At 60.5% G+C, this 24,050-nt stretch carries 22 protein-coding genes, 1 pseudogene and 2 riboswitches; of the genes and pseudogenes, 12 read left to right on the top strand and 11 right to left on the bottom strand.

Annotated features, from left to right (window positions below):
- Window positions 1-38 precede the first annotated feature (38 nt).
- From cobG to cobJ, 4 genes are read left to right on the top strand one after another with little or no spacing between them, the layout of a single operon-like run.
- Complete coding sequence (gene cobG / locus LDZ28_RS16705; protein ID WP_244829502.1) at window positions 39-1,268, top strand: precorrin-3B synthase; 1,230 nt, start codon at window positions 39-41, stop codon at window positions 1,266-1,268.
- On the top strand, window positions 1,261-1,887 hold the full coding sequence (locus LDZ28_RS16700; protein WP_244829501.1) for a precorrin-8X methylmutase: 627 nt from the start codon (window positions 1,261-1,263) through the stop codon (window positions 1,885-1,887). The genes cobG and LDZ28_RS16700 overlap by 8 nt, the downstream gene beginning before the upstream one ends.
- Window positions 1,887-2,612 (top strand): precorrin-2 C(20)-methyltransferase, encoded by a 726-nt coding sequence (locus tag LDZ28_RS16695; RefSeq protein ID WP_244829500.1) that lies wholly within the window; start codon window positions 1,887-1,889, stop codon window positions 2,610-2,612. The genes LDZ28_RS16700 and LDZ28_RS16695 overlap by 1 nt, the downstream gene beginning before the upstream one ends.
- Window positions 2,600-4,252, top strand: coding sequence for a precorrin-3B C(17)-methyltransferase (gene cobJ, locus LDZ28_RS16690; RefSeq protein ID WP_244829499.1), 1,653 nt, complete (start codon window positions 2,600-2,602; stop codon window positions 4,250-4,252). The genes LDZ28_RS16695 and cobJ overlap by 13 nt, the downstream gene beginning before the upstream one ends.
- A gap of 10 nt (window positions 4,253-4,262) precedes the next feature.
- On the opposite strand, the gene LDZ28_RS16685 is transcribed toward cobJ, so the two are convergent.
- The 4 genes from LDZ28_RS16685 to cobW form a co-directional block, all read right to left on the bottom strand.
- Window positions 4,263-4,871, bottom strand: a complete 609-nt coding sequence (locus tag LDZ28_RS16685) for a VWA domain-containing protein (protein WP_244829498.1) — start codon at window positions 4,869-4,871, stop codon at window positions 4,263-4,265.
- 71 nt (window positions 4,872-4,942) lie between these two features.
- Window positions 4,943-5,953 carry an ATP-binding protein gene (locus LDZ28_RS16680; RefSeq protein ID WP_244829497.1) on the bottom strand — a complete coding sequence of 337 codons (1,011 nt, stop codon included), beginning with the start codon at window positions 5,951-5,953 and terminating at the stop codon, window positions 4,943-4,945.
- Window positions 5,950-9,723, bottom strand: coding sequence for a cobaltochelatase subunit CobN (gene cobN, locus LDZ28_RS16675; protein ID WP_244829496.1), 3,774 nt, complete (start codon window positions 9,721-9,723; stop codon window positions 5,950-5,952). Before cobN ends, LDZ28_RS16680 begins: the two co-directional genes overlap by 4 nt.
- Window positions 9,724-9,726: 3 nt before the next feature.
- Window positions 9,727-10,806, bottom strand: a complete 1,080-nt coding sequence (cobW, locus tag LDZ28_RS16670) for a cobalamin biosynthesis protein CobW (protein ID WP_244829495.1) — start codon at window positions 10,804-10,806, stop codon at window positions 9,727-9,729.
- Between the two features lie 145 nt (window positions 10,807-10,951).
- Window positions 10,952-11,203, bottom strand: a riboswitch (cobalamin riboswitch).
- 116 nt (window positions 11,204-11,319) lie between these two features.
- On the opposite strand from cobW, the gene LDZ28_RS16665 reads away from it, so the two are divergent.
- Genes LDZ28_RS16665 through LDZ28_RS16650 form a run of 4 tightly spaced genes read left to right on the top strand, consistent with a single transcriptional unit; the run spans window position 11,320 to window position 13,838 of the window.
- A complete protein-coding gene (locus LDZ28_RS16665) occupies window positions 11,320-11,700 on the top strand; it encodes a cobalamin biosynthesis protein (RefSeq protein WP_244829494.1) in 381 nt (126 codons plus the stop codon).
- On the top strand, window positions 11,697-12,299 hold the full coding sequence (cobO, locus tag LDZ28_RS16660) for a cob(I)yrinic acid a,c-diamide adenosyltransferase (protein ID WP_244829493.1): 603 nt from the start codon (window positions 11,697-11,699) through the stop codon (window positions 12,297-12,299). The genes LDZ28_RS16665 and cobO overlap by 4 nt, the downstream gene beginning before the upstream one ends.
- Before the next feature lie 4 nt (window positions 12,300-12,303).
- Window positions 12,304-13,605 (top strand): cobyrinate a,c-diamide synthase, encoded by a 1,302-nt coding sequence (locus tag LDZ28_RS16655; protein ID WP_244829492.1) that lies wholly within the window; start codon window positions 12,304-12,306, stop codon window positions 13,603-13,605.
- The gene (locus tag LDZ28_RS16650; protein WP_244829491.1) at window positions 13,602-13,838 is read left to right on the top strand and encodes a DUF1289 domain-containing protein; all 237 of its coding nucleotides are present in this window, start codon (window positions 13,602-13,604) and stop codon (window positions 13,836-13,838) included. Before LDZ28_RS16655 ends, LDZ28_RS16650 begins: the two co-directional genes overlap by 4 nt.
- A gap of 61 nt (window positions 13,839-13,899) precedes the next feature.
- Here LDZ28_RS16650 and LDZ28_RS16645 read toward each other — a convergent pair whose 3' ends face one another.
- Together LDZ28_RS16645 and LDZ28_RS16640 are read right to left on the bottom strand one after the other, a co-directional pair.
- Complete coding sequence (locus LDZ28_RS16645) at window positions 13,900-14,682, bottom strand: CbtA family protein (RefSeq protein WP_244829490.1); 783 nt, start codon at window positions 14,680-14,682, stop codon at window positions 13,900-13,902.
- A gap of 9 nt (window positions 14,683-14,691) precedes the next feature.
- Entirely contained in the window at window positions 14,692-14,928 is a 237-nt protein-coding gene (locus LDZ28_RS16640; protein ID WP_244829695.1) for a CbtB-domain containing protein, read from the bottom strand.
- Window positions 14,929-14,957: 29 nt separating this feature from the next.
- Window positions 14,958-15,082, bottom strand: a riboswitch (cobalamin riboswitch).
- A 41-nt stretch (window positions 15,083-15,123) separates the two neighbouring features.
- Between LDZ28_RS16640 and LDZ28_RS16635 the strand changes: the two genes are divergently transcribed.
- The 3 genes and pseudogenes from LDZ28_RS16635 (at window position 15,124) to LDZ28_RS16625 (ending at window position 16,459) form a co-directional block, all read left to right on the top strand.
- Window positions 15,124-15,672, top strand: a complete 549-nt coding sequence (locus tag LDZ28_RS16635) for a histidine phosphatase family protein (protein ID WP_244829489.1) — start codon at window positions 15,124-15,126, stop codon at window positions 15,670-15,672.
- A 61-nt stretch (window positions 15,673-15,733) separates the two neighbouring features.
- Window positions 15,734-16,093 (top strand): annotated as a pseudogene (locus LDZ28_RS16630) (DUF1428 domain-containing protein); the annotation flags it as partial.
- A gap of 51 nt (window positions 16,094-16,144) precedes the next feature.
- On the top strand, window positions 16,145-16,459 hold the full coding sequence (locus LDZ28_RS16625; protein ID WP_244829694.1) for an antibiotic biosynthesis monooxygenase: 315 nt from the start codon (window positions 16,145-16,147) through the stop codon (window positions 16,457-16,459).
- Window positions 16,460-16,514: 55 nt separating this feature from the next.
- Here the strand turns inward: LDZ28_RS16625 and LDZ28_RS16620 are convergent, their stop codons facing one another.
- Together LDZ28_RS16620 and lhpI are read right to left on the bottom strand one after the other, a co-directional pair.
- Window positions 16,515-16,892 carry a hypothetical protein gene (locus LDZ28_RS16620; protein ID WP_244829488.1) on the bottom strand — a complete coding sequence of 126 codons (378 nt, stop codon included), beginning with the start codon at window positions 16,890-16,892 and terminating at the stop codon, window positions 16,515-16,517.
- A 13-nt stretch (window positions 16,893-16,905) separates the two neighbouring features.
- The gene (gene lhpI / locus LDZ28_RS16615) at window positions 16,906-17,850 is read right to left on the bottom strand and encodes a bifunctional Delta(1)-pyrroline-2-carboxylate/Delta(1)-piperideine-2-carboxylate reductase (protein ID WP_244829487.1); all 945 of its coding nucleotides are present in this window, start codon (window positions 17,848-17,850) and stop codon (window positions 16,906-16,908) included.
- A gap of 212 nt (window positions 17,851-18,062) precedes the next feature.
- Between lhpI and ppk2 the strand changes: the two genes are divergently transcribed.
- Entirely contained in the window at window positions 18,063-18,959 is an 897-nt protein-coding gene (gene ppk2 / locus LDZ28_RS16610; protein ID WP_244829486.1) for a polyphosphate kinase 2, read from the top strand.
- Between the two features lie 6 nt (window positions 18,960-18,965).
- Here ppk2 and LDZ28_RS16605 read toward each other — a convergent pair whose 3' ends face one another.
- From LDZ28_RS16605 to LDZ28_RS16595, 3 genes are all read right to left on the bottom strand, one after another.
- Entirely contained in the window at window positions 18,966-19,172 is a 207-nt protein-coding gene (locus LDZ28_RS16605; protein WP_244829485.1) for a hypothetical protein, read from the bottom strand.
- 129 nt (window positions 19,173-19,301) lie between these two features.
- On the bottom strand, window positions 19,302-20,828 hold the full coding sequence (locus LDZ28_RS16600) for an efflux transporter outer membrane subunit (RefSeq protein ID WP_244829484.1): 1,527 nt from the start codon (window positions 20,826-20,828) through the stop codon (window positions 19,302-19,304).
- A gap of 8 nt (window positions 20,829-20,836) precedes the next feature.
- Complete coding sequence (locus LDZ28_RS16595; protein ID WP_244829483.1) at window positions 20,837-24,037, bottom strand: efflux RND transporter permease subunit; 3,201 nt, start codon at window positions 24,035-24,037, stop codon at window positions 20,837-20,839.
- Window positions 24,038-24,050: the final 13 nt, after the last annotated feature.

Below are 24,050 nucleotides of genomic sequence, written 5' to 3'. Positions count from 1 at the left end.
AAGCGCTTGAGCATACGGTCGAGCTTTTGGAATCGTTCTTGCCGCCTCGGTCTTCGGCCTGTCCCGGCCTCATGCGTATCGTGCCCGCACGCGATGGCGCCCTTGCGCGCGTGCGTCTTGCCGGTGGCGAGTTGCGTCGCGAAGCCGCGCATGCCGTGGCGCACGCCGCCGAGCGCTGCGGTTCCGGCACGATCGAAGTGACCAATCGCGCCAATCTGCAACTGCGCGGCATTCGCGACGATGCCCACGCGGAACTCATCGACATCGTGCTCGCGGCGGGCCTCGGTCCGACCACGGCCGGCGCCGACGATATCCGCAATGTCATGCTGAGTCCGCTTGCGAGGACGGGAACGCGTGCGCTTGCAGCGGATATCGTCGAAAGCATGCAGGCCAATGCCGCGTTGCACGCGTTGTCGCCGAAGTTCGCGTTGCAGATCGACGATGGCGAAACGCTTGCGATGCTCGATCATCCGCACGATCTTTGGCTTTCAGCGCTGGACAATGGCGCGCGCTTCGCATTCGGCTTTGCAGGATCGATGCCGCATCGTGAGGAACATGCGCCTGCCTCGGGCGCGATCGCCCGTGACGACGCGAAGCGCTTCATCCTGGCCGTGCTGCAGGCGTTTTTAGCGCTGGCATCGGTGCAAGAACACCGCATGCGCGATGTGCTCGCACGCGTTGGAATAGCGGGCTTTCTCCATGCCCTCGACTTCGAAACACAGCACGACGCCGCTCTTCAGACATGGCGTCGCGCGCCTTCCGATGCAACGTTACGACTCGGCGCGCGTGCGGACTATGTCGGCGCGCAAGCGCCGCTCGGCCGCCTCGATGCTAATACGCTTCACGCAATCGCCGATCTCGCCGAAGAACGCGTCGTGATGACGCCCTGGCAAAGTGTGTTGCTGCCGGACGTGCACGCGAATCGCATGACGCATGTCGTCGACGCCCTTCGCGCGCTTGGCCTCGCCACCGATCCACGCGATCCGTTCGCGCGTCTGATCGCATGCGCGGGTTCTTCGGGCTGCGCGAAAAGCCGTGCCGATACGAAAGCGGACGCGCATCGATTAGCCGCCTTGCTGCCCGAGCATGCGCACGCGCATCTGAGCGGCTGCGAGCGCTTTTGTGCGGCGGCGCATCCCGTCGAAAACACGCTCGTTGCCGTTGCGCCCGGCCGCTACGACGTGCTTCGAGGCACACACGTGATCGCCCATAACCTCCTCATCGAAGAGGCGGCCGCATGGCTCGCCCGGAGTCATGCCGATGTCTGACTATATCCGCGACGGTGCGGAGATTTACCGGCAATCGTTCGCGACGATTCGCGCCGAAGCCAACCTCGCCGCCATTCCCGCCAACCTCGAAAAGCTCGCCGTGCGGCTGATTCATGCGTGCGGCATGATCGATATCGTCGATGACCTGCGCTTCTCGTGCGATGCCGGTATCGCGGGCCGTGAAGCGCTCGTGAGCGGCGCGCCCATTCTCTGCGATGCGCGCATGGTCGCCGAAGGCATCACGCGCGCGCGCCTTCCCGCGAATAATCGCGTGATCTGCACGCTCGGCGATGCCTCCGTGCCGGAACGCGCCCGTGCGATGCACAACACGCGCTCCGCTGCCGCAGTCGAACTCTGGCGGCCTGATCTTGCGGGTGCGATCGTCGCAATCGGCAATGCGCCCACCGCGCTCTTTCATCTACTCGACATGATCGACGACGGCGCACCGAAGCCCGCGCTCATCCTCGGCTTTCCAGTGGGCTTTATCGGCGCGGCGGAATCGAAAGCCATGCTTGCCGCCGACAGCCGTGGCATTCCTTTCGTCGCGTTGCTCGGACGACGCGGCGGCAGCGCGATGGCGGCGGCCGCCGTGAATGCGCTCGCATCGGAGGCCGAGTGATGAGCGGAAGACTCCATGGTCTGGGCGTCGGTCCGGGCGATCCCGATCTCATCACGGTGAAGGCGTTGAAGCTGCTCAAGGCGGCGCCCGTGGTCGCGTATTTCGTCGCGAAGGGGAAGAAGGGCAACGCGTTCGGCATCATCGAATCTCATCTCGAAGACACGCAGACGCGCTTGCCGCTCGTCTATCCCGTGACGACCGAAGCGCTCGAACCGCCGCTTTGCTACGAGACGATCATCAGCGCGTTCTACGATGAATGCGCGCTCGCCATTGCGGATCATCTCGAAGCCGGCCGCGACGTGGCGGTGATCTGCGAAGGCGATCCGTTCTTCTACGGCTCGTACATGTATCTGCACGATCGCCTTGCCGCGCGCTTCGAGGCAGAAGTCGTGCCCGGCGTCTGTTCGATGCTGGGCGGCGTCGCAGTGCTTGGCGTGCCACTGGTTTATCGTAATCAGAGCCTTGCGGTGCTATCGGGCGTTCTTTCGGAAGCCGAACTAAAACGAAAGCTGGCGACGAGCGATGCCGCCGTCATCATGAAGCTCGGCCGCAACTTCGACAAAGTGCGTCGTGTGCTGGCGGAACTCGGGCTCGACAAACGCGCGTTGTATGTGGAACGCGCGACGATGGCGAATCAACGCATCGTGCCGCTGAACGAAGTCGATCCAATGGCATCGCCCTACTTCTCGCTGTTGGTCGTGCCGGGGACGAAATGGAGCGCATAGACGTAGCGAAGCCGCTTGCCATCGTCGTGCTCGGCAACGGTGCGCTGACTATCGCGCGCAAGATTCAGGCGTGTCGTCCGGGATCGCTCGTTCATGGGCTCGCTAGTCGCGTGAACGTGGACGTCTCCTTCGACGACTTCGGCGCGCACGTGCGGGCACTCTACGCGGCAGGCTCGCCAATCGTCGCGCTGTGTTCAGCAGGCATCGTGATTCGCGCGCTGGCAGCGTCGCTTGCGAATAAAGGCGCGGAGCCGCCGGTGCTCGCCGTCGCGCAGGACGGCAGCGTGGTCGTGCCGCTGCTCGGCGGCATGAGCGGCGTGAACGTGCTTGCGCGTGAAATCGGCCAGATGCTCGGTATCGTACCGGCCATCACGACGAGCGGCGAATTACGCTTCGGTCAATGTCTGCTCGCGCCGCCCGAAGGCTACGTACTGGCGGATATCGAACGCGGCAAGCGCTTCGTGTCCGACTTGCTTGGCGGAGCAACGACGCGCGTGGAAGGCCACGCGCCGTGGCTCGATCAGGCAGCCCTTCCTCGCGCCGACGATGCGTTGCGCGCCATCCGCATCACGCCCGAAAGCGCCCGCGATGAACACAGTCTCGTGATTCATCCACGTTGTGTGATTGCATGGATCGAAGACGACGCGACGAACGGCGAAGTAGCGGAATGCGTACGCAAGGCACTTCAAGCACGAAGCCTCGCGCCGCTCGCACTCGCTGTGCTGGTCGCGCCCACGCACGCAATGACATCGCAACGTCTCGCCGATGCCGCGCAAGCGCTCGACGTGCCATTGCGTTTCAGCGACGCCCCGCCTTTCGATGTTTCGCACAACGGCGACGTTGCATTGCACGTCGCCAACGCGCCCGTCGATGCGCAGGCGATAGGCCGTGCACGCGGCACGTTGACCGTGATCGGTCTCGGTCCAGGCAGCTCCGAGATGATGACGCCCGCCGCAAAAGCCGCGCTCCATGTCGCAGAAGACGTGCTCGGTTACGAAACCTACGTGCGCATGGCAGGCCCGTTTCGCGCCGATCAACGCGCGCATATGACGGACAATCGCGAAGAGTTGCAGCGCGCGCGACATGCGTTCGAACTGGCAAGCGAGGGACGCAGGGTAGTGGTCGTATCGTCGGGCGATCCGGGTGTGTTCGCCATGGCGGCAGCCGTGCTCGAAGCACTCGACAAGGAAGCAAACGCGTCATGGCATGCCGTGAAACTCGAGATCGTGCCGGGCGTATCGGCGTCGCTTGCCACGGCGGCGCGTGCGGGCGCACCGCTCGGCCATGACTTCTGCGTATTGTCGCTATCGGATAATTTGAAGCCATGGGGCGTCATCGAGAAACGCATAGCGCATGCGGGTCAGGCCGATTTCGTCATGGCGTTCTACAACCCGCTATCGAAGGCACGGCCCTGGCAATTCGATCGCGCGATCGAAATCGTGAAGCAGCATCGCGATGCCAAAACGCCGGTCGTGCTCGGGCGCGATGTGGGACGCGCGGGCGAGACGCTTCGCATCATGACGCTTGGCGAGTTGGACAGCACGATGGTGGACATGCGAACGATGGTGATCGTCGGATCATCGACCACGCGCGTGATCGGCGATGGCGCATGGGTTTATACGCCGCGATGGTATGAATGACACGGGCAGGCTACCGCAAGTCCGCGCTCAGTTCGCTCGCATGAAAGTACTCCGCCGCCCAGCGTAGCGCCAACGTGCTCGCTTGCCCGACTCCGAATTGCCCTTCATCGAAGTCCACCAGCACGACGCGGTCCGCGCACTGCGGCGGCGCGGGCGTCTCGTTCGTGCGGCCATCGGTCAGCACCCACAGCCAGCGACGCTGCGCGGGTCTTCGACGCGCGGCTCGTGCAAGCACGGTCTGCGCACTCGAAAGACCCAACGCCAGCGGCGTGCCACCACCGCCACCGATAGGACTCACCCAGCGCTCGTTCCACCAATGCGCGGCGCCCGGCTGACGACGCACTTCCGCACGCCCGCCACCGAAACATACGAGCGCAATTTCCGCACGCTCGCGATAAGCCCGATCGAACAACGCAATCAACAAGCCCTTGGCACGCGCGAGCCGTTCACCCGTGAGCATCGATCCCGAGCAATCGAGAAGAAAGCAATGCAACGACGCCGCTTCGCCCTGCACACGTCGATAGCGAAGATGCCGTGCATCGAGACGCTCGGCACGTTTCGCGCGTAGCGTCGATATCCAGTCGAGCGTAGTGCTTTCATCGCCTTCGCGACCGGTCATGCGACCGCGTGCCCGCGCTTCACGCCATCGAAGACGATGCTCTTGAGCATCCGCTTCGTGTCTCCGATGGCTCAGGCTTTTTTTGCGGCAAGCGGTCTGACTTGCTTGACCTTCGCCGTGCCTGCTGGCTCGGGCGGCATGTAGCCCCAATCGCTTTCATTCGTGCTGCCGTTATCGCGCGGGGCGGGCCGCTGCGGCGCTTCGCCTTTCGATGCATCGGCCTCGCGTCGTCGATGCTTCAGCACGGCGTCGGCCACGCGATCGACATGAAGCGTCTGCACGTTGCTCGCGCCTTCGAATGCCGCGAGCGCTCTCGCCGCACGCAGCATCACGAGATCGGCGCGCAAGCCGTCCACGTGAGCGGCGATGCAAAGCGCGCTCACGCGCGCATGCACCGCGTCGTCCGGATCGAGCGCGAATAGCACGGCACGTGCTGCATGAATGCGTTCTGCTAGCGCGGACTGTGCATCGGCATGGCGTGCGCAGAATGCTTCAGCATCCATATCGAACGCGAGGCGTGCCTTGACGATCCGTTGCCGCACGCTCGCATCGAAGCAATTGTTCAATTCGACCGCGAGCCCGAAGCGGTCGAGCAATTGCGGACGCAATTCGCCTTCTTCGGGATTCATCGTGCCGATCAATACGAAACGCGCTTCATGCCGATGCGAAATGCCATCGCGCTCGATGACGTTCACGCCGCTTGCCGCGACATCCAGCAACTGATCGACGAGCGGGTTGGGCAGCAGATTCACTTCATCGACATAGAGCACGCCGAGATGCGCTTTTGCAAGCAAGCCCGGCGAAAAGGTCACGCCGCCGTCGCGCAAGGCGCTTTGAATATCGAGCGTACCGATCAACTGCTCTTCGCTTGCGCCGAGCGGCAGCGTGACGAGCCGGCCTTCGGGCAATAGCTCGGCAAGGGCGCGTGCGGCAGTGGACTTCGCCGTTCCGCGTGGGCCGCTGACGAGCACGCCGCCAAGCGCCGGATCGATAGCCGCGAGCAAGAGCGCCTGCTGCAAGGCCTCCTGCCCGACGAGCGCGGTAAAGGGAAACACCGGAAAATCAGCGTCGTTCGGGTTCAAGTCTGTCGGCCTTCGAGTTGCAGTTCGACATCGAGCAAATGGCGCGTCACGTCAGCGCGATAGCCGCCCGGCTCTTGCCATAAACCGCGCTCCATGGCTTCGAGCAGACGCTCGCATATCGATTGGAGCGCGTGAGGATTGTGCTGCGTGATGAACTCGCGCGTGTCTGCGTCGTTCACGTAAGCGTCGGTTACGAGCGCGTATTGATGACCCGATACGACACGCGCCGTGGCGTCGTATCCATAGAGATAATCCACCGTTGCAGCGAGTTCGGACGCGCCTTTGTAGCCGTGACGCTTGACGCCGTCGATCCATTTTGGATTGACCACGCGCGAGCGCACCACGCGTGCAATCTCTTCGTTCAAGGTCCGCACGCGCGGCGCGGCGGGATTGCTATGATCCGCGTTATACGCCTGCGGTTGCAGGCCCGAAAGATAACGCACGGCCGCGACCATGCCGCCCTGAAACTGATGGTAGTCGTTCGAGTCCAGCAGATCGTGCTCGCGGTTATCTTGGTTCTGAAGCACGACATCGAGCGCGGAAAGCCGCGTGCCGAAGCTCGCTCGCGCATCCACGCCGTCTTGCGCCTGCGAATACGCATAGCCTCCCGTGCTTTGATACGCGGCCGAGAGATCGGCGTCGCTCTGCCATTGCTTCGCATCGATCAGTTCCTGCAAGCCCGCGCCATACGCGCCCGGCTTCGTGCTGAACACGCGCCAGCCTGCACGTTGCCGCGCTTCTTTCGCATCGATACCGCGACCGATCAGTTCATCGCGCTCACGCATGATACGCGCGCGAATCGGATTGATATCCTCGGGCTCGTCTTCGAGTTCGGCGACGGCTTGCACTGCCGCATCGAAAAGATGCATGAGATTGGCGAAGGCGTCGCGAAAGAACCCCGATACGCGCAAGGTAACGTCGATACGCGGCCGGTTGAAGATGGAGATTGGCAGTATCTCGAAGTCCGTCACGCGATTGCTTCCCGCCGCCCACTTCGGCCGTACGCCGATCAGTGCGAACGCCTGGGCCATATCGTCGCCGCCAGTGCGCATGGTCGCCGTGCCCCACACGGAAAGGCCGATGGCGCGCGGGAAATCGCCGTGATCCTGCACGTGTCTTTCCACCAGCAGATTGGCCGACTTGAGGCCGATGGACCACGCGGCCTGCGTCGGCAATGCGCGTGTGTCGACCGAATAAAAATTGCGTCCGGTAGGCAACACGTCCGGTCTGCCGCGCGATGGAGAACCGCTCGGACCAGGCGGCACGAAGCGGCCCTCAAGCCCGCGCTTCAGTTGCTCGAGCTCTTGCGGACCACACGCGTCAAGACGCGCGAGCACATCGCCTTGCAAGCGTTCGAGCACCAGCGTCGTTTGCGGCCCCGGCGATTCGGCATCGCCTTGGAATAGTTGCAACGCTAACGATTCGAGGCGTTCGCGTGTATCGCCATGATGCCGCCAAGGCGCGTCGACCGCGTTTTGAAGCGCGTCGGGGCGAGGTCCATTCCATGGCGCCGCCCAGTCGGCATCGAGCGGATCGAACGCTTCACCGAGCGCGAGATCGCGCGCCATGGCCGTGATGAGACTTGCATTCGCACCGCGTCCGTCGCCGGTCGGAAAACGGCCCAATGCGAGCAGCGTATCGCGCCTTTGCACGCCTTCGGGCGATACGCCGAACACATGCAAGCCATCGCGTATCTGCGCTTCCTTGAGTTCGCACAGATAGGCATCGGCACGCGTAAGCAGTGTGTCTTCACCCTGCAAGTCGCCCGGTGCGTCGAGCCCGAGTTCCTCATGCAATCTGTTCTCGACGATGTTCGCGAGGATGGACTTGCGCAGCAGCTTCGCGCGGCGCGTATCGACCATGAGCGCTTCGTAGTATTCGTCCACTTGTCGTTCGAGATCCTGCAACGGCCCATAGTTTTCGGCTCGCGTGAGCGGCGGCATCAGATGGTCGATGATGACCGCCTGCGCGCGACGCTTGGCCTGACTTCCCTCGCCCGGATCGTTCACGATGAACGGATAGAGATGCGGCATGGGACCGAGAATGAGATCGGGCCAGCACGATGCCGACAACGCAACGCTCTTGCCCGGCAGCCATTCGAGGTTGCCATGCTTGCCGACATGCACGAGCGCATCGGCCTGGAAACGCAAGCGCAACCAAAAATAAAACGCGAGATACGCATGCGGCGGCACGAGCTCGGCATCGTGATAGCTCGCATAATCGTTGCGCTCGCGCGAGCGCGAAGGCTGAATGCCGATGAACACTTCACCGCAACGCAAGCCTGCAATCATGAAGCGGCCGCGCCGTATCGTCGGATCGTCTTCAGGCGCGCCCCATATATTTTCCAGTGCTTGCCGTGCATCCAGCGGCAACGCGCGATAGGCATCGAGATAATCTTCGAGCGCAAGACTTTGCAGGGCCGGGCGAAGATCGCGCACGACAGGGTCGTTCGTCACGCCTCGCGTAAGCGCTTCGATGAGCGCATCGCCATGCCCGGGAATCTGGTCTAAGCGATAGCCTTCACGCTCGAGCAACTGCAAGATGTTGATGGCCGATGCCGGCGTGTCCAGTCCCACGCCGTTGCCAATGCGCCCTTCGCTCGCCGGATAATTCGCCAAGACGAGCGCGATGCGCTTGCGCTCGTTCGGCGTATGTCTGAGCTTGCACCAGCGCGCGCTGAGTTCGGCGACGAAGCGCATGCGCTCGGTATCGGCTTGATAACACACCACATCGACCTGCGTATGCGGGCATCGATAAGCAAGCCCCTTGAAGCTCACGGCTCGCGTGATGATACGGCCATCCACCTCGGGGAGCGCCACGTGCATGGCGACATCACGCGAATTCAGGCCTTGATGGTCCTTCTGCCAGTCATCGCGATTGCCCCCGCTCAAGATCACTTGCATCACGGGCGCATCGCCGGCCACTTCGAATGCTTCGCTTTCTCCGATCACGCCCGCAGCGAACGCCGTGGTATTGAGCACGAGCGATGCACCATGCTGCGCGCACAAACGCTCCACTACTTCGCGGCTCAGACTTTCCTTGAGCGATGCAATCGCAATGGGCAGCGGATTCATGCCCTCGCGTTCGAGCGCTTCGATGAATGCATCGAACACAGCGGTGTTGCCTGATTGAAGATGCGCGCGATAGAAAAGAATGGCAACCACCGGCGCGCCTTCGGTCCAGCGTTCGCGCCAATCGTCGCTAGAAGCGCTTTCGCGCTCGGGGTGATAGATCGCGACCGCGGGCAACGCGCTCGGCGCGCGCGCTTCTCGTCCCCAACCGAACGCGCGATGCGCAATGGCGCGTAGAAACTCTTCGGCATTGCGCGCGCCGCCTTCACGTAAATAGCGCGACAGGTCGCGGCAGAACGCGGCATCGGCCGTACTCTTGCCGATGAGATTCGGGTCTTCCGCAAGATCGCCCGAAAACATGGCGAGCATTTGCTTTTCGCGCTTTGCCAAAGCGACGAGACGCTCGATACCGTAGGGCCAATACGATTCGCCGCCGAGATGATCGACGATGACGACCTTTGCATGACGCAGAATGTCGTCGACATAAAAGTCGACCGAAGCGTTCTGGCGCAGGAACGATTGATTTGCGAGCCGCACTTCCGGAAAGCCGGGGCCGAGACGCGGAAAGACGCTTGCGAGCAGCGCGAGCGTGGTATCGGCCGAACTGAGCACGACAATGGGCGCGCGCGTCTGCTCGATCCGCATCACGCCTGCGGCGTCGTCGACGAAGCCTCCCGGAGTCGTGCGCAGCAGATGCATCGCTCAGGCCTGCACGGGTAAGTTCTGCAACGCGGAAACGAAGGCACGTTGCAGCGTTTCGCGGTCGAGGTCCTCGCCGATAAGCACGAAGCGACTCGATGCCTCGCCTTCGTTCCAGCGCCTGTCGAAGTAACTGTCGAAGCGTCGCCCCACGCCTTGCACGACGAGCCGCATGGCGGCACCCGGCAACGCCGCGAAGCCCTTCACACGGTAAATCGTGTGCTTTTCCACCAGCACGTGCAGTGCCGCAAGCAGCTGTTCGCGCGACTCGACATCCGCTGCGACCACCACGGAATCGAACTCGTCGTGATGATGATCCGCATGACCGTCTTCGTCGGGCGAGCCATGATGGTCGTGCCGCAGATGAATGGTCTCTTCCGATGCGGATTGCAAGCCGAGCAGCGCATGCACGTCGAGCTTGCCCATCTGCGCGGGAACGATCTTCACTTCGGGCGGAATCTCGGGGCGCACGAGCGCATCGACCTTGCTCAACGCGGCGGCATCCATGAGATCGGTCTTGTTGACGATGACGAGATCCGCCGACGACAGTTGGTCCTCGAACAACTCATGCAACGGCGATTCGTGATCGAGATTCGGATCGGCCTTGCGCTGCGCATCGACGGCGCTGGGATTTGCCGCGAACTGACCGCTTGCCGCAGCCGGACCGTCGACCACGGTAACGACCGCGTCCACGGTGAAGGCGTTCTTGATGGACGGCCAGTTGAAGGCCTGCACGAGCGGCTTGGGCAAGGCAAGCCCGGACGTTTCGATCAACACGTGATCGATCCTGTCGCGCCGTTCAAGCAGTTGCTCCATCACCGGATAAAACTCTTCCTGCACGGTGCAACACAAGCAACCGTTCGCGAGTTCATAGAGATTGCGTTCGGCGGAGCCTGCTTCGTCGTCGCAACCGATACCGCAGCCCTTGAGAATTTCTCCATCGATACCGAGCTCGCCGAACTCGTTGACGATGACCGCGATGCGCTTGCCCTGCGCGTTCGAAAGAATGTGCCGCATCAGCGTGGTTTTGCCGCTGCCGAGGAAGCCGGTCACGACCGTGACGGGGATCTTGCGCGTTTGCATCGTTGCTCCGTGCTTGATTGATGCGTGCGCCCTATGCGTGATGGTGTGCGCGATGCGGTCTATTCGACCTTTGCAGCAGCATGGACATGGACAAGCGCACGACTCGGTGGATCTGAGGGATACGCCGCAACCCCGCGGCTAAGGAAATCCCTTCGGTAATTCTGGCCGGTATCCGGGCTGACGAAAATAGCCGCTTCGCCTTCCCGCGCCGGACGCTTTGAACGCCTAGCACAGTGGCTTTGAAACCGGCTTGCCGCGCATGTCATGCGTGGCTTTCGCTTACCGTTGCGGGGGCAGCACAGGTTGGCTTGCGTTCGCCTGAACGCGCGCTTCCTGTTTCCCGTTCAACTGCGCGCTAAAGACTTGGCGCGCGAGCACCTGAACTATTGAAAGTCTAGGGCTAGCGGGGTTAGGCGTCAAGAAAGCATGGTGCCTGCCTAAGCGTCCGGTATGGTATCTTTCCTCCGCCTTAAGGCTTTTCAAGTCGACCTCCATGAATTGGCTTCGTTTAGCATGAGCGCCGCGCTCGTCATCGGCATCGGCTGCCGCCGCGGCGTAAACGCCGAAGCAATAGAACGCGCTGTGCGTGGTGCGCTTGGCACGCTCGCATTTGCCGATATCGTCAGCGTGGCAAGCATCGACGCTAAGAAAGACGAAGCAGGATTGCTCGCATTTTGCGAGCGTCATCAATTGCGCGTGGATTTCTTTAGCGCCGATCAAATCGAGCGCGCGCCTGGGAAATTCTTATCGCAGGCCAGGCGGCATTTGAATGTCGACGGCGTATGCGAGCCTTGCGCGCTCATCGCCAGCGGCGGCCGGCTCGTCGTGCACAAGACTATCGCGGGCGGCGTGACGGTCGCTATTGCAGAGACACCATCGAAGAAACAAGCATGAAAACCGATACCGAATCGCATTTGCGCATGACCCAGCGGCGCAAGGAAGGCCATGAGAAAAAGCAGGCCGCCGCCGACCATGAAAAGGGCCTGTTGATCGTCAATACCGGCAACGGCAAAGGCAAGACCACCGCTGCATTCGGCATGGCCATGCGCGTGCTCGGGCACGGCATGAAACTCGGCGTGGTGCAATTCATCAAAGGCGCGCTGCACACGTCGGAACGCGATTTCCTTGGCGCAATCGCGCATTGCGATTTCGTGACGATGGGCGATGGCTATACGTGGAACACGCAAAATCGCGAGGCGGACATCGCCACGGCGCGCAAGGGATGGGACGAAGCACGACGCATGATCCAAAGCGGCGAGTATCAGATGGTCGTACTCGACGAGCTCAATGCCGTGCTCAAGTACGAATATTTGCCGCTTGAGGAAGTACTCGGCGTGCTAAAGGCACGGCCGGCCATGCTGCATGTCGTCGTGACGGGACGACACGCGGCCGATGAGCTCATAGAAATAGCCGATCTCGTCACCGAAATGCGCCTCGTAAAGCACCCTTATCGCGAGCAGGGCGTCAAGGCGCAACGCGGCGTCGAGTTCTGACGCAATGGCAGACTGTCCCGCACTCTTCATCGGCGCGAGCGCGTCGCATCAAGGCAAGACCACGGTGACGGCCGCGCTTGCACGTCATCACACGCGGCAAGGCAGGCGCGTGCGCGTCTTCAAGACCGGGCCGGATTTTCTCGATCCGATGATTCTCGAGCGGGCATGCGGGTCGCCCGTTTATTCGCTGCATCTTTGGATGGTCGGACTGGAAGCGTGCCGCGCGATGCTTTCCGCGGCCGCCAAGGAAGCCGACCTTATTTTGATCGAAGGCGTAATGGGCCTCTTCGATGGCACGCCGAGCAGCGCCGATCTCGCCGCTGCGTTCAATGTGCCAGTGCTTGCGGTAATCGGCGCGCATGGCATGGCGCAAACCTTCGGCGCGCTTGCGTTCGGACTTGCGCGTTATCGGCCCGATGTGCCGTTTCATGGCGTGCTTGCAAATCGCGTGGCGTCTGCGCGCCATGCACAGATGCTGGCCGAAGCCATCCCCGAAGGGCTGCGCTATTGCGGTCATTTTTCGAACGCGGACGATATCGCGCTACCCGAACGTCACCTCGGCCTTACTCAAGCGCGGGAAGTGGCGGACCTGGATGCGCGTCTCGACCGCGCCGCCGATGCCATTGCCGCGACCACGCTTGCCGATTTGCCGCCGCTCGTTCGCTTCGACGACGACATCACGCCAAGTGAACCGCCGCGTCTTCTCGACGGATTGCACATTGCGATCGCGCGGGACGCCGCGTTTTCATTTATTTATCCCGCGAATGTCGATTTGCTAAAGGCATCGGGCGCAAGCGTCAGCTATTTTTCCCCGCTAGCGGATGAGCCCGTACCCGCCCATGTCGATGCGCTCTACTTGCCCGGCGGCTACCCCGAGCTTCATGCCGCGACGCTTGCTTCCAATGCGTGCACGCGCGCTTCGATAAAAAAACATATCGCGCGCAATCGCGCGGTAGTCGCGGAATGCGGCGGTATGCTCTACCTGCTCGACGCACTGACGGATGTCGAAGGCAATCGTCATTCAATGCTAAGCGCCCTTCCCGGCGACGCCACCATGCAACGCCGTCTTTCGCGGCTGGCGATGCAACGAGTCGACACCGCCCACGGTCCGCTCACCGGCCACACCTTTCACTATTCGACGCTCAAGACATCGATGCAGCCTTTCACGGCAGCCACGCACGCAACGACCGGTGCGCAGGGCGAAGCGCTTTATCGTCATGGCGCGATAACGGCCACTTACATGCACGCTTACTGGCCCTCGAATCCTGCGGCAATGGCTGCGCTCTTTCGCGGCGAAGCGCTATGACGACACCGACCGAAATCGGGCCACGCGACCTCGCCGAAATGATCGAACGCGCCAGCGCGCAGGAACCAATCGGCTCGCCGTGCACCGGCGTGTGCAAGCTCGATGCATCGAGCGGCCTGTGCGCGGGATGCTTTAGAAGCCGCGAGGAAATTAAGTTCTTTAAAACGATGGACGATCACGCGAAGCTCGCGTTGTTCGACCAGTTGCTTGAGCGGCGCGCGGCCTCGCAATGAACGAAGGCCCGCGCTCGTGCTCAAGCGACGCGGGCCTTTTGACATCCATCGAGCATTCGATTCAGGCAGCGGCCATGCGACGCGCTGCCGGACGCTCGAGTTCACGTGACGCAAGCGCGCCGAAGAGCAGTCCAAGCGTTGCCCAAATCAATGCTTGAATACCGACGGCAGTCAGCCTGAAATTCCACAACAACGACGCGGAAAAGTCGACGGGTACTTCGTCGACAGAAGGCAGTGCCACTTGCGCGATAACCATCAAGACGACGTAACCAGCCGCCGCAATAAGCGCCGCGTTCCAGTTGCCGCGACGCGCCTGCAAGCGTCGCTGCGCATAGACCGCGAACACCGCGCCGACGATTGATATCGCCACCATGCCGAAGAAAAGCGCCGTACGCGGACCGATGGTTTCGGCATTGCCGACGGCGGGCGGGTTTGGGGGATATTTGATGAACGGCACGAGCGCAACGCTAAAGAAACCAATGAGCGCAAGCAAAACCGACGTTCCGCGCGCATGCAACGAGCCGAGCCGCCCATAAGCCAAGGCAAAGATCAGCGAGAAAATACCGCCTAAAGCCGTGCCGAACACCACCACGCCCGTTAGTAAGCCCAAACCCGCTTGCGTGTCCCGGCTAACGAGTTCTTCATCATCACCATGACTATGCGATTGCGCTGCCGCCGCTTCATCGTGATTATCGTGTGCGGGCGCTTGTGCATGCTCGTGCTGTTCTTCGAACGCGATAGCCCGAGCAACTGAAGGTTCGCCGAAGCCGCGCGCAAAGCCAAAGCCGATCAGGCCCGCGACGAGTCCCGCGACCATACCGCGTATAAGCAAGTTGCGAATCATGCTCCGTCCTCAGTGGCACGGAAAGCCGAGCAAGTGCCGGCCATCGTGAACGAATTCGTGGACGTACATCCCCGAGATAATGGACGTTGCACCCTGCTCGGCGCCGACGAAATAAATCGCGATCAGCAGAACGAGGCCGATAAAAACGGCCCAAGGAAGGACCTCACGCACCGGAATGGGGACCGGCGCATCGTTAGCGGGCGTTGCAATACCAGCGGAAAAAGCCGGCGCGTTGGACCTATTCATTGAAATTTCTCCAGGGAAAAGCGCGTCCCGATAGACGAAGAGCATGCAGCGGGGTCTGACTCGCGGCATCGCGCTCTTAGCGCGAACCGCATACAGTGGCGCGACCGTGCCGGGCTTCCACCGGCTTCCTCGCACTGCAAGCTTGCCATTCTATGATGATTGCCAGCAAAGTAAAACGACCATGAGCTAAAGGCTATGCAATCGACATTGATTTTGCTGTGCCACGCCGCCACGCATGCCATGAAAGGTGGGCGTTTTCCGCAAGGCGACGAGCCTGTCGAACAGGCTGAATGCACGCTCGACCTCCCGGGCGAGCCAAGCCGCGTTACATCCAGCCCGGCCCGCGCTGCTTGCGAAACAGCGGCCTGGATCACGACAGATTTCTCGATCGATGCCGCATTCGACGACATCGACTATGGAGAATGGCGCGGTCGTTCCATTCGCGAGGTTAGTGAGCGCGAGCCTCAAGACGTTGCGGCATGGCTTTCCGATCCCCATGCAAGGCCGCATGGCGGCGAGAGCGTGGCAATGCTGTCAAAGCGCGTTGAGAAAGCGCTCGAGGGGCTTGCTTCGAATACGGAGCACGAATACTGCATAGTCGTAACGCACGCCATCGTCATGAAGGCGGCGCTCTGTATCGTGCGCGACGAACCGTTGTCGTCGATACTCAAGATGGATCTCGCGCCGCTGTCGTCCGTCTTGCTCAAGTTCGCGGAAGGCAAATGGACGTACGTGCCCTCCTGAACTTAGATGGCCGCCCGGTGCTCAAAGCAAGCAGCGACTGGTTCGCTCAAAGGAGACAGCAATGGCGCACTATGTGGATGGTTTCGTCGTACCAGTGCCGATCGACAAGGTCGACGCGTATCGCAGCATGGCCGATGCAGCGGGCAAAATATGGCTGGAGTATGGCGCGCTGCAGTTTGTCGAATGTATTGCCGACGATGTTAAGCCAGGCGAGCTCACCTCGTTCCCTCGAAGCGTACAGCTCAAGGAAGGCGAAACGGTGGTGTTCTCGTGGATAGTCTATGAATCGCGCGAACAGCGTGACGCCGTCAACGCCAAAGTAATGGAAGACTCGCGTCTTAAGAGCATGATGGAAAACGGCGAACCGCCGTTCGATCCCAAACGCATGTTCTTCGGCGGCTTTAGGACGCTGGTCGAACTGTCAAAGGCCTCATTATTTTTCGAATGCCTAAAACCAAGGAGCCATATCGACATGTACATTGCCATGAACCGCTTCAAGATCGTTCCAGGCGCGGAAGCCGATTTCGAACATCTCTGGACAAACCGCGACACGCACCTCAAGGAAGTGCCGGGCTTCGTGGAGTTCCATCTGCTAAAGGGACCGACGCGGGATGACCATGTGCTCTATTCGAGTCACACGATCTGGACAAACCATGCTGCGTTCGAACAGTGGACCCAGTCTGACGCATTTCGCGCCGCGCATCGCAATGCGGGCGGAGAAACCAGGCAGCTTTACTTGGGCCACCCGGAATTCGAAGGCTTCGAAGTGATTCAGACGGTTAAATAAGAGCCGCCTGTCTTACAAGACCGTGAACGAATTGCGTCGCTCGCTAAGGCCCTTCTTAAGCCTTAGCGCCACGCGCCATTCGCTGCAATGTCGATGAATCGATGGCTCCGGCACAAATGCGCACGGCCTCCTTAAGCGTACGTGGACGCCCCTCGCCAAACTGCGATTCAAGCATGGCGACGGCGCGTAAGCGCTCGTCATTGCCCAGCTTCTCGCCAGTTGCAAGCTCCAGCACGGAGATAAAGTAAGCAGCCCGCGGCGCCGCGTTAGGCTGCGCGGACGCACCGCCTGATCCATCATTCCCGTCGTCGCGCGCGGGAAAACCGGGCGTCCATCTGGTGTCGTATCGGCTATTCATGGGTCTGTTCATTTGGGTGCAAAGGCGCTTGCGCCAGCTTTCGATTGAACAGACATTCAGCAAGGAACGTTCCAAGCCAGCTAGCGCCTTAAATAGCGCGGTTATTTTTGTCTAACAATAAAGCTCTAGCAACTCGACATGCAGCGAGATCCCATGCCGCGCATCCGACGGATTTAAATACGACCGGGCGTTCGTTTTTCACCCTTGCCGTGATTGCTTGTGCAAGTGAATTGACGTTCTCCCATTTCACACCGGCGAGGATGAAATCCCCCGCTTCATGGCGCGCGCCTGCCGGGTCATCGACATACAAAGCGCTTGAATCGATAGTGCCCGACGCTATTTCTGCCGCATCAGGCGTAAAGGCGCCAACACCGATGACCAACCGATCTGCTCGCGCCGGCAGCGTATAGACAGGCTGCTTGCTGGTGGTCGCGGTGATGACGACATCGACAGCTTCAGGAATGTTTGAGCTTTCAAGCGCCGCTAACTTTGGCGAAGCCGCTGCGTAGGCCTTGCAGAATGCATTCGCACGCTCGGCTCGCGACCCCTGGACAATGATCGATGCATCGGGATAAACGCTTGCGATCGCCTCCACATGATAGGCCGCCTGCTTGCCCGTACCGATCACCAGCACTTGTTTTGGCGGCTGCTCGCTTAGAGCGCGGATAGCGAGCATCGACACCGCCGCCGTTCTGCGCCCCGTTACAGTAGGGCCGTCGAGCATGAATTGCGGCACGCCGGTGACGGCATCGAATGCGGTGACCTGTCCGTGAATCGTGGGCAAACCAAGCGCACCGTTACCCGCGCACACGTTGACGAGCTTGTGCATGGCCAAGTCCGCCGCGCTTGCAGGCATCGACAACATGATCCCTCCTTGTGCAAGCGGCACCACCATCCGCTCCGGACTGACGATACGGCCCGCCGCGTAATCGAGCATAGTGGCGGCAAGCGTGTCGACCAGGCGGTCATAAGGAACGAGCTGCGCGGTGCGTTCGGCGTCGAAAATTGGAATCGCGCTTGAGGTTTGATTCATCGTGTCTTGGCCTCGGAAGGGAAAGTTGCCATCGCAATGCCACTGAAATGTCGCAACATTCTAACGGCGTAAGCGACCTCGACAATTTGCCCTTGGTGCACTAAACGCGCAAAGCGTTGCGTACGCCGTCATATGATTGCCTTCGAATACAGTCATAATCAAGCAATCTGCGCCGCAAAAATTGCAGCGGCAAGCCGCCCACGGAGCCCACAATGAACGAGATGGACAAGCAGCGCCGCTTCCATGCCGACCTGATCGACAGCTACGACGAAGAGTTCGAAATGGAGATCGACGACCGCTTCCTGGATGGCGAGGCAGCGTTCTCCGACGAGGAACGGCAGCTTCGTAAGACCTATTTCCGCGAGCTATTTCGCTTGCAGGGCGAACTGGTGAAGTTGCAAGATTGGGTCGTGCATACGGGCCATAGACTCGTGGTGATTTTTGAAGGCCGCGATGCGGCCGGTAAAGGTGGTGCGATCAAGCGCATCACGCAGCGGCTGAACCCGCGCGTGTGCCGCGTCGCTGCTCTGCCTGCGCCGAATAATCGTGAACGCACGCAATGGTATTTCCAGCGCTACGTATCGCATCTTCCGGCAGGCGGCGAAATCGTTCTGTTCGATCGAAGCTGGTATAACCGCGCGGGAGTAGAACGCGTGATGAACTTCTGTACTGACGCCGAATACGAAGAGTTTTTCCGTTCCGTGCCCGAGTTCGAAAAGATGCTCGTGCGTAGCGGCGTTCAGATCATCAAGTACTGGTTTTCTATTACCGATGACGAACAGGAAGTGCGCTTCGAGGCGCGTATTGAAGATCCGCTAAAGCAGTGGAAGCTGAGTCCGATGGACCTCGAAAGCCGACGCCGCTGGGAAGCCTATACAGCCGCTAAGGAAGTCATGCTGCAGCGTTCGCACATTCCCGAAGCGCCGTGGTGGGTGGTTCAGGCCGTCGACAAGAAGCGTGCGCGGCTGAACTGCATGCATCATCTGTTGAGTCAGGTGCCGTATCACGAGATCGAGCACTCTGCGATCACGCTGCCCGAGCGCGTATTCAATCCGGATTATTTGCGGCAGCCCGTGCCGGAGACCATGTACGTCCCGGAGATTTACTAAAGCGCTTTAGCAGCAGTGACTGCACCCGATGTGTTCCTGACGGTGCAGCGTGCGGCGAATGGCAAACTGATACGCTTGCTGCGAACCCTTGAACACCATCACGAACATGACTTGCGCGAGGTTGAAGTCAAGGGTGACCATCAGGCGCATGAGTAGCAGCAGTGGCAGCACCACGGCTGGTTGATACAGTTGTCGGGCAATTAATGCTTTCATCTTTAGCTCCCATTTCCATATAAGAATTTTAGGGATTTGCAGGCCCGGGATAAATGGCCCGCGGATGAAGACATATGTTCCCCGATACGAACAATAAGGCCCTGCATTCTGCAGGGCCTTGAAGACACATTACTTCTGCGCGAGACTCGGCTCAGGCACCGGCGCGGGCATCGCATCGCCCCAGCCGCCGCCTAATGCACGTATCAAGTTGACTGTGGATACCGCCTGCGTTCCCGCAAGCTGCACCGAAGTACGCTGCGATTGCAGCACAGTGCGCTCCGCATCGATCACATCGAGATAATTGACCGCACCTTCCGTGTACTGCGTTCGCGAGAGTTGTGCCGCGCGCACCGAAGCCTTGACCGCATCTGATTGCGTAGCCGTCTGATCTTCGAGAATGCGCAAATCGGACAAATTGTCTTCTACCTCACGAAATGCAACGAGCACTTGTTGCCGATAATTCGCGGCGTCCTCTTCATAGATTGCACGTGCATTCGCGAGATTGCCCTTGCGACGGCCGCCATCGAAGATTGGAATATTCAGCGCCGTTCCCGCGAAAGGACCCAGCAGGAATGTTCTGCTCGACCATTTGAAGAGATCGCCAAGCGTTGCCGACTCGAAGCCGCCTGCGCCCGTCAACGTGAGCGAAGGGAAGAATGCAGCCTTCGCTACGCCTATGCGTGCATTTGCTGCGGCCATCGAACGTTCAGCAGCAGCAATGTCAGGACGACGTTCGAGCAAGGTTGAAGGCAAGCCCGGCGGCACGCGAACCGTCACTGGCTTGAGCGGATTCGCCGCCACGCTGAATTCAGCCGGCGTCTTGCCGAGCAGCACCGCAAGACTATGCTCGGACGATGCGCGCAGACGTTGCACGGTCATCGCATCCGAGCGCGCGGTCGCGAGCTCGGACTTGGCGCGCGCCACATCGAGTTCACTGATGTCGCCTTCATCGAAACGGCGCTGCACGAGTTTCAACGCTTGCTCGCGCAACGTCACCGTGCGCGTGAAGACATCGTTCTCCGCATCGAGCTCGCGCAGATTGAAGTAGTTCTGCGCGACGTCCGCTTGCAAGGCCAACTGCACCGAGCGGAAAAGCGCTTCGCCTTGTTGCGTGTCGGCGTTGGCGGCTTTGACGGAATCCGAAACGCGGCCGAACAGATCGACTTCATACGATGCGCTCGCCTGGGCACGCCACAACGTTTGTGCAGGCACGTTGGCATCCGCCGGCAGGAACTGCGATGCCGGCGAGAACTTCTCACGCGTCGGACCGAAGCCTGCATCGAGCGTCGGGAACAGACCCGCACGCGCAGTCTGGTTGATTGCGCGCGCTTCCTTCACGCGTGCCGCTGCTGCCTTGAGGTTCTGGTTCGCTTCCTGCGCCTGACGTTCGAGGTCGTTGAGCGCGGGATCATCGAACAAGGTCCACCACTCGCCGCGCATCATTTCTTCGGAAGGTTGAGCCGTTTTCCAGGTGCCCGTTTCCGAAGGAGCAAGCGCCCTCGTATCGCTGGTTCGTTGCGGCGTTTCCTTGTAAGCGGAAGGCGAATGCACATCCGGCTTTTCGTAAGTGGGCGCGAGCGAGCAGCCCGCGACCACCAGCAGCGCCGCCATCAAACTTGGAAGGCCCAGCCATCGTTTCATATGCAACTTGTTCATGTTTGACCTCATTGCGCCTCGTAAGAGCCGCCGATACCCCGCATCTGCGGATGCGAGCCGTGCTTGTCCGTCACATGCTCCGTGCGCGAGAGCTTGCGCAGGATCACGTAGAAGACCGGCGTCAGCATCAGACCGAAGAGCGTGACACCCAGCATGCCGAAGAACACCGCAACGCCCATTGCATGACGCATCTCCGAACCCGCACCCGAAGACAGTACGAGCGGGACCACGCCCATGATGAAGGCGATGGATGTCATCAGAATCGGGCGCAAGCGCAAGCGGCTTGCTTCGATCGCGGCCTGCACGATCGAGCGTCCCTGCATCTCCAGTTCGCGGGCGAACTCCACGATGAGAATCGCGTTCTTCGCCGACAAGCCCACCAGCACCATCAAACCAATCTGCGTGAAGATGTTGTTGTCGCCATCCGTAAGCCAAACACCGAGCAGCGCCGACAGAATGCTCATCGGTACGATCAGGATCACCGCGAGCGGCAGGGTCAGGCTTTCATACAACGCTGCAAGCACGAGGAACACGAGCAGCACGCTGATCGGGAACACCCACAAAGCCGCATTGCCCGCGAGAATCTGCTGATACGTGAGATCGGTCCATTCGAACTTGATCCCGCGCGGCAACACTTCTGCGGCGATTCGCTCCGCCGCTGCCTGCGCCTGACCCGATGAATAGCCAGGAGCCGGACCGCCGTTGATGTCAGCTGCCGTGTAGCCGTTGTAGCGCACCACCATTTCCGGACCATAGGTCGGCGTCACCCTGACGAGCGACGAGAGCGGCACCATGTCGCCATTCGCGTTGCGGGTCTTCAGCAAGCCGATATCTTCAGGGTTCGCGCGGAACGGGGCATCGGCCTGCACGCGCACTTGATACACGCGTCCGAAGCGGTTGAAGTCGTTCACGTAGAGCGAGCCGAGATACACCTGCATCGTGTCGAAAACATCTGTCACAGATACGCCAAGCTGCTTGGCCTTGACGCGATCCAGATCGACGTTCAGCTGCGGCACGTTGATCTGATAGCTCGAGAACGTCGGTCCGAGTTCAGGCGTCTGCGAGGCACGCTTGATGAACGCCTGCGTCGCATCCGCGAGCGCTGCGTAACCGAGCGCACCACGGTCCTCCAGTTGCATCTTGAAACCACCGAGCGTACCCAGCCCGAGAACCGGCGGCGGTGGGAACACGGCGATGAACGACCCCTTGATACCCGCATACTTCTGATTCAGCGCACCCGCGATCGCATTGGCGGAAAGTGCCTTGTCATTCACGCGGTTCTTGAAGGGCTTCAACGTCACGAACACGATCCCCGCGCTCGATGAGTTCGTAAAGCCGTTCACCGACAAGCCCGGAAATTCCACTGCGCTTTCCACGCCCGGTTGCTTGAGCGCGATGTCGCTCATCTGCCGAATCACGCCTTCGGTACGGTCGAGCGATGCGCCATTGGGCAATTGCGCGAAGCTGATCAGATATTCCTTGTCCTGCGCGGGCACGAAACCGCCCGGCACAATCTTGCCCATCAAAACCGCACCTGCAAGCAGCACCGCATACAGCACCATCATCACGGCCTTGCGGTTGATGACGCTCTTCACGCCCTTGCCGTAGGCATCCGAACCGCGATGAAAGACCTTGTTGAACTGACGGAAGAAGCCGCCGAACACACGGTCCATGCCACGGGTGAGCCAGTCCTTCGGTTCATCGTGACCCTTGAGCAACATCGCAGCCAGCGCGGGCGACAAGGTCAACGAGTTGAATGCGGAGATCACCGTTGAGATAGCGATGGTCATCGCGAACTGCTTGTAGAACTGACCCGTGAGGCCCGACATGAACGCGAGCGGCACGAACACGGCTACGAGCGTCAAGGCAATTGCGATGATTGGCCCGCTCACTTCGCGCATGGCCTGATACGTCGCCTCTCGGGCAGATAACCCCGCTTCGATATTACGTTCGACGTTCTCCACGACGACGATTGCATCGTCCACCACGATGCCAATCGCGAGGACCATCCCGAACAATGACAGCGCGTTGATAGAGAAGCCGAACGCAAGCAACAGCGAGAACGTGCCGACAATCGACACCGGCACCGCCAGCAACGGAATGATCGAAGCACGCCAAGTTTGCAGGAACACGATCACCACGAGCACGACCAAAGCGATGGCTTCTGCGAGCGTATGAATTACCGCTTCGATACTGGAGCGCACGAACTGCGTCGGGTCATAGACGATCTGATACTCGAGACCCGCAGGCATATCCGCCTGCAGTTCCTTCATCGTCTTGCGCACTTCATCGGAGATTTGCAGCGAATTTGCACCCGGCTGCTGATTGATTGCGATTGCAACCGCCGACTTGTTGTCGAGCAAGGAACGCAAGCCATATTCCGATGCCGCGAGTTCGACGCGCGCCACATCGCTCAGATGCGTGACTGCACCATCGGGCGATGTCTTCAGCACGATGTCGCGGAACTCGGACTCGTTCTGCAAGCGGCCGCGTGCATTCACGTTCAATTGCAGGGGCGTATTCGGCAGCGTGGGCGAACCACCGATCACGCCTGCCGCCACCTGCACGTTCTGTTCACGAATGGCATTGACCACGTCGGTCGCCGTCATGCCGCGTTGCGCGACCTTTTGCGGATCGAGCCATACGCGCATCGAATAATCGCCCGAACCCCACAGCTGCACTTCACCCACACCCGAGATGCGTTCGAGCCGATCCTTCACGTTGATCAGCGCATAGTTGCGCAGATACGTCATGTCGTAACGGTTGTTCGGCGAGTTCAGGTGAACCACCATCGTCAGCGTCGGCGAGGATTTGATGGTGGTCACGCCAAGCCGCTGCACGTCTTGCGGCAAGCGCGGCAAAGCCTGATTCACGCGGTTCTGAACGAGCTGCGTGTTCTTGTCCGGATCGGTGCCGAGCTTGAACGTGACCGTGGTCGTGAGGTTGCCGTCGCTATTCGCCTGCGACTGCATGTAGAGCATGTCCTCGACGCCGTTGATCTGCTCTTCGATCGGCGAGGCCACGGTCTCCGCGATCACCTTCGGATTCGCGCCCGGATACTGCGCGTGCACCACGACCGAAGGCGGTACGACTTCCGGGTACTCGGAGATCGGCAGCTTGAACATGGCGATGACGCCAGCCAGCAACACGATCACCGACAGCACGCCCGCAAAGATCGGACGGTCGATGAAAAATTTGGATATGTTCATGACGAGTTCTGTC

The sequence above is a fragment of the Caballeronia sp. TF1N1 genome (assembly GCF_022878925.1).
Taxonomy (GTDB): domain Bacteria; phylum Pseudomonadota; class Gammaproteobacteria; order Burkholderiales; family Burkholderiaceae; genus Caballeronia.
This window is presented reverse-complemented; position numbering and strand designations above follow the sequence as displayed.

What these genes read in the sequence shown, in the direction of transcription:
- LDZ28_RS16700 (WP_244829501.1), top strand. Translation starts at nt 1,261, where the DNA reads ATGTCTGACTATATCCGCGACGGTGCGGAGATTTACCGGCAATCGTTC.
- LDZ28_RS16695 (WP_244829500.1), top strand. Translation starts at nt 1,887, where the DNA reads ATGAGCGGAAGACTCCATGGTCTGGGCGTCGGTCCGGGCGATCCCGAT.
- cobJ (WP_244829499.1), top strand. Translation starts at nt 2,600, where the DNA reads ATGGAGCGCATAGACGTAGCGAAGCCGCTTGCCATCGTCGTGCTCGGC.
- LDZ28_RS16685 (WP_244829498.1), bottom strand. Translation starts at nt 4,871, where the DNA reads ATGACCGGTCGCGAAGGCGATGAAAGCACTACGCTCGACTGGATATCG.
- cobN (WP_244829496.1), bottom strand. Translation starts at nt 9,723, where the DNA reads ATGCATCTGCTGCGCACGACTCCGGGAGGCTTCGTCGACGACGCCGCA.
- cobW (WP_244829495.1), bottom strand. Translation starts at nt 10,806, where the DNA reads ATGCAAACGCGCAAGATCCCCGTCACGGTCGTGACCGGCTTCCTCGGC.
- LDZ28_RS16665 (WP_244829494.1), top strand. Translation starts at nt 11,320, where the DNA reads ATGAGCGCCGCGCTCGTCATCGGCATCGGCTGCCGCCGCGGCGTAAAC.
- cobO (WP_244829493.1), top strand. Translation starts at nt 11,697, where the DNA reads ATGAAAACCGATACCGAATCGCATTTGCGCATGACCCAGCGGCGCAAG.
- LDZ28_RS16655 (WP_244829492.1), top strand. Translation starts at nt 12,304, where the DNA reads ATGGCAGACTGTCCCGCACTCTTCATCGGCGCGAGCGCGTCGCATCAA.
- LDZ28_RS16650 (WP_244829491.1), top strand. Translation starts at nt 13,602, where the DNA reads ATGACGACACCGACCGAAATCGGGCCACGCGACCTCGCCGAAATGATC.
- LDZ28_RS16645 (WP_244829490.1), bottom strand. Translation starts at nt 14,682, where the DNA reads ATGATTCGCAACTTGCTTATACGCGGTATGGTCGCGGGACTCGTCGCG.
- LDZ28_RS16640 (WP_244829695.1), bottom strand. Translation starts at nt 14,928, where the DNA reads ATGAATAGGTCCAACGCGCCGGCTTTTTCCGCTGGTATTGCAACGCCC.
- LDZ28_RS16635 (WP_244829489.1), top strand. Translation starts at nt 15,124, where the DNA reads ATGCAATCGACATTGATTTTGCTGTGCCACGCCGCCACGCATGCCATG.
- LDZ28_RS16625 (WP_244829694.1), top strand. Translation starts at nt 16,145, where the DNA reads ATGTACATTGCCATGAACCGCTTCAAGATCGTTCCAGGCGCGGAAGCC.
- lhpI (WP_244829487.1), bottom strand. Translation starts at nt 17,850, where the DNA reads ATGAATCAAACCTCAAGCGCGATTCCAATTTTCGACGCCGAACGCACC.
- ppk2 (WP_244829486.1), top strand. Translation starts at nt 18,063, where the DNA reads ATGAACGAGATGGACAAGCAGCGCCGCTTCCATGCCGACCTGATCGAC.
- LDZ28_RS16605 (WP_244829485.1), bottom strand. Translation starts at nt 19,172, where the DNA reads ATGAAAGCATTAATTGCCCGACAACTGTATCAACCAGCCGTGGTGCTG.
- LDZ28_RS16600 (WP_244829484.1), bottom strand. Translation starts at nt 20,828, where the DNA reads ATGAACAAGTTGCATATGAAACGATGGCTGGGCCTTCCAAGTTTGATG.
- LDZ28_RS16595 (WP_244829483.1), bottom strand. Translation starts at nt 24,037, where the DNA reads ATGAACATATCCAAATTTTTCATCGACCGTCCGATCTTTGCGGGCGTG.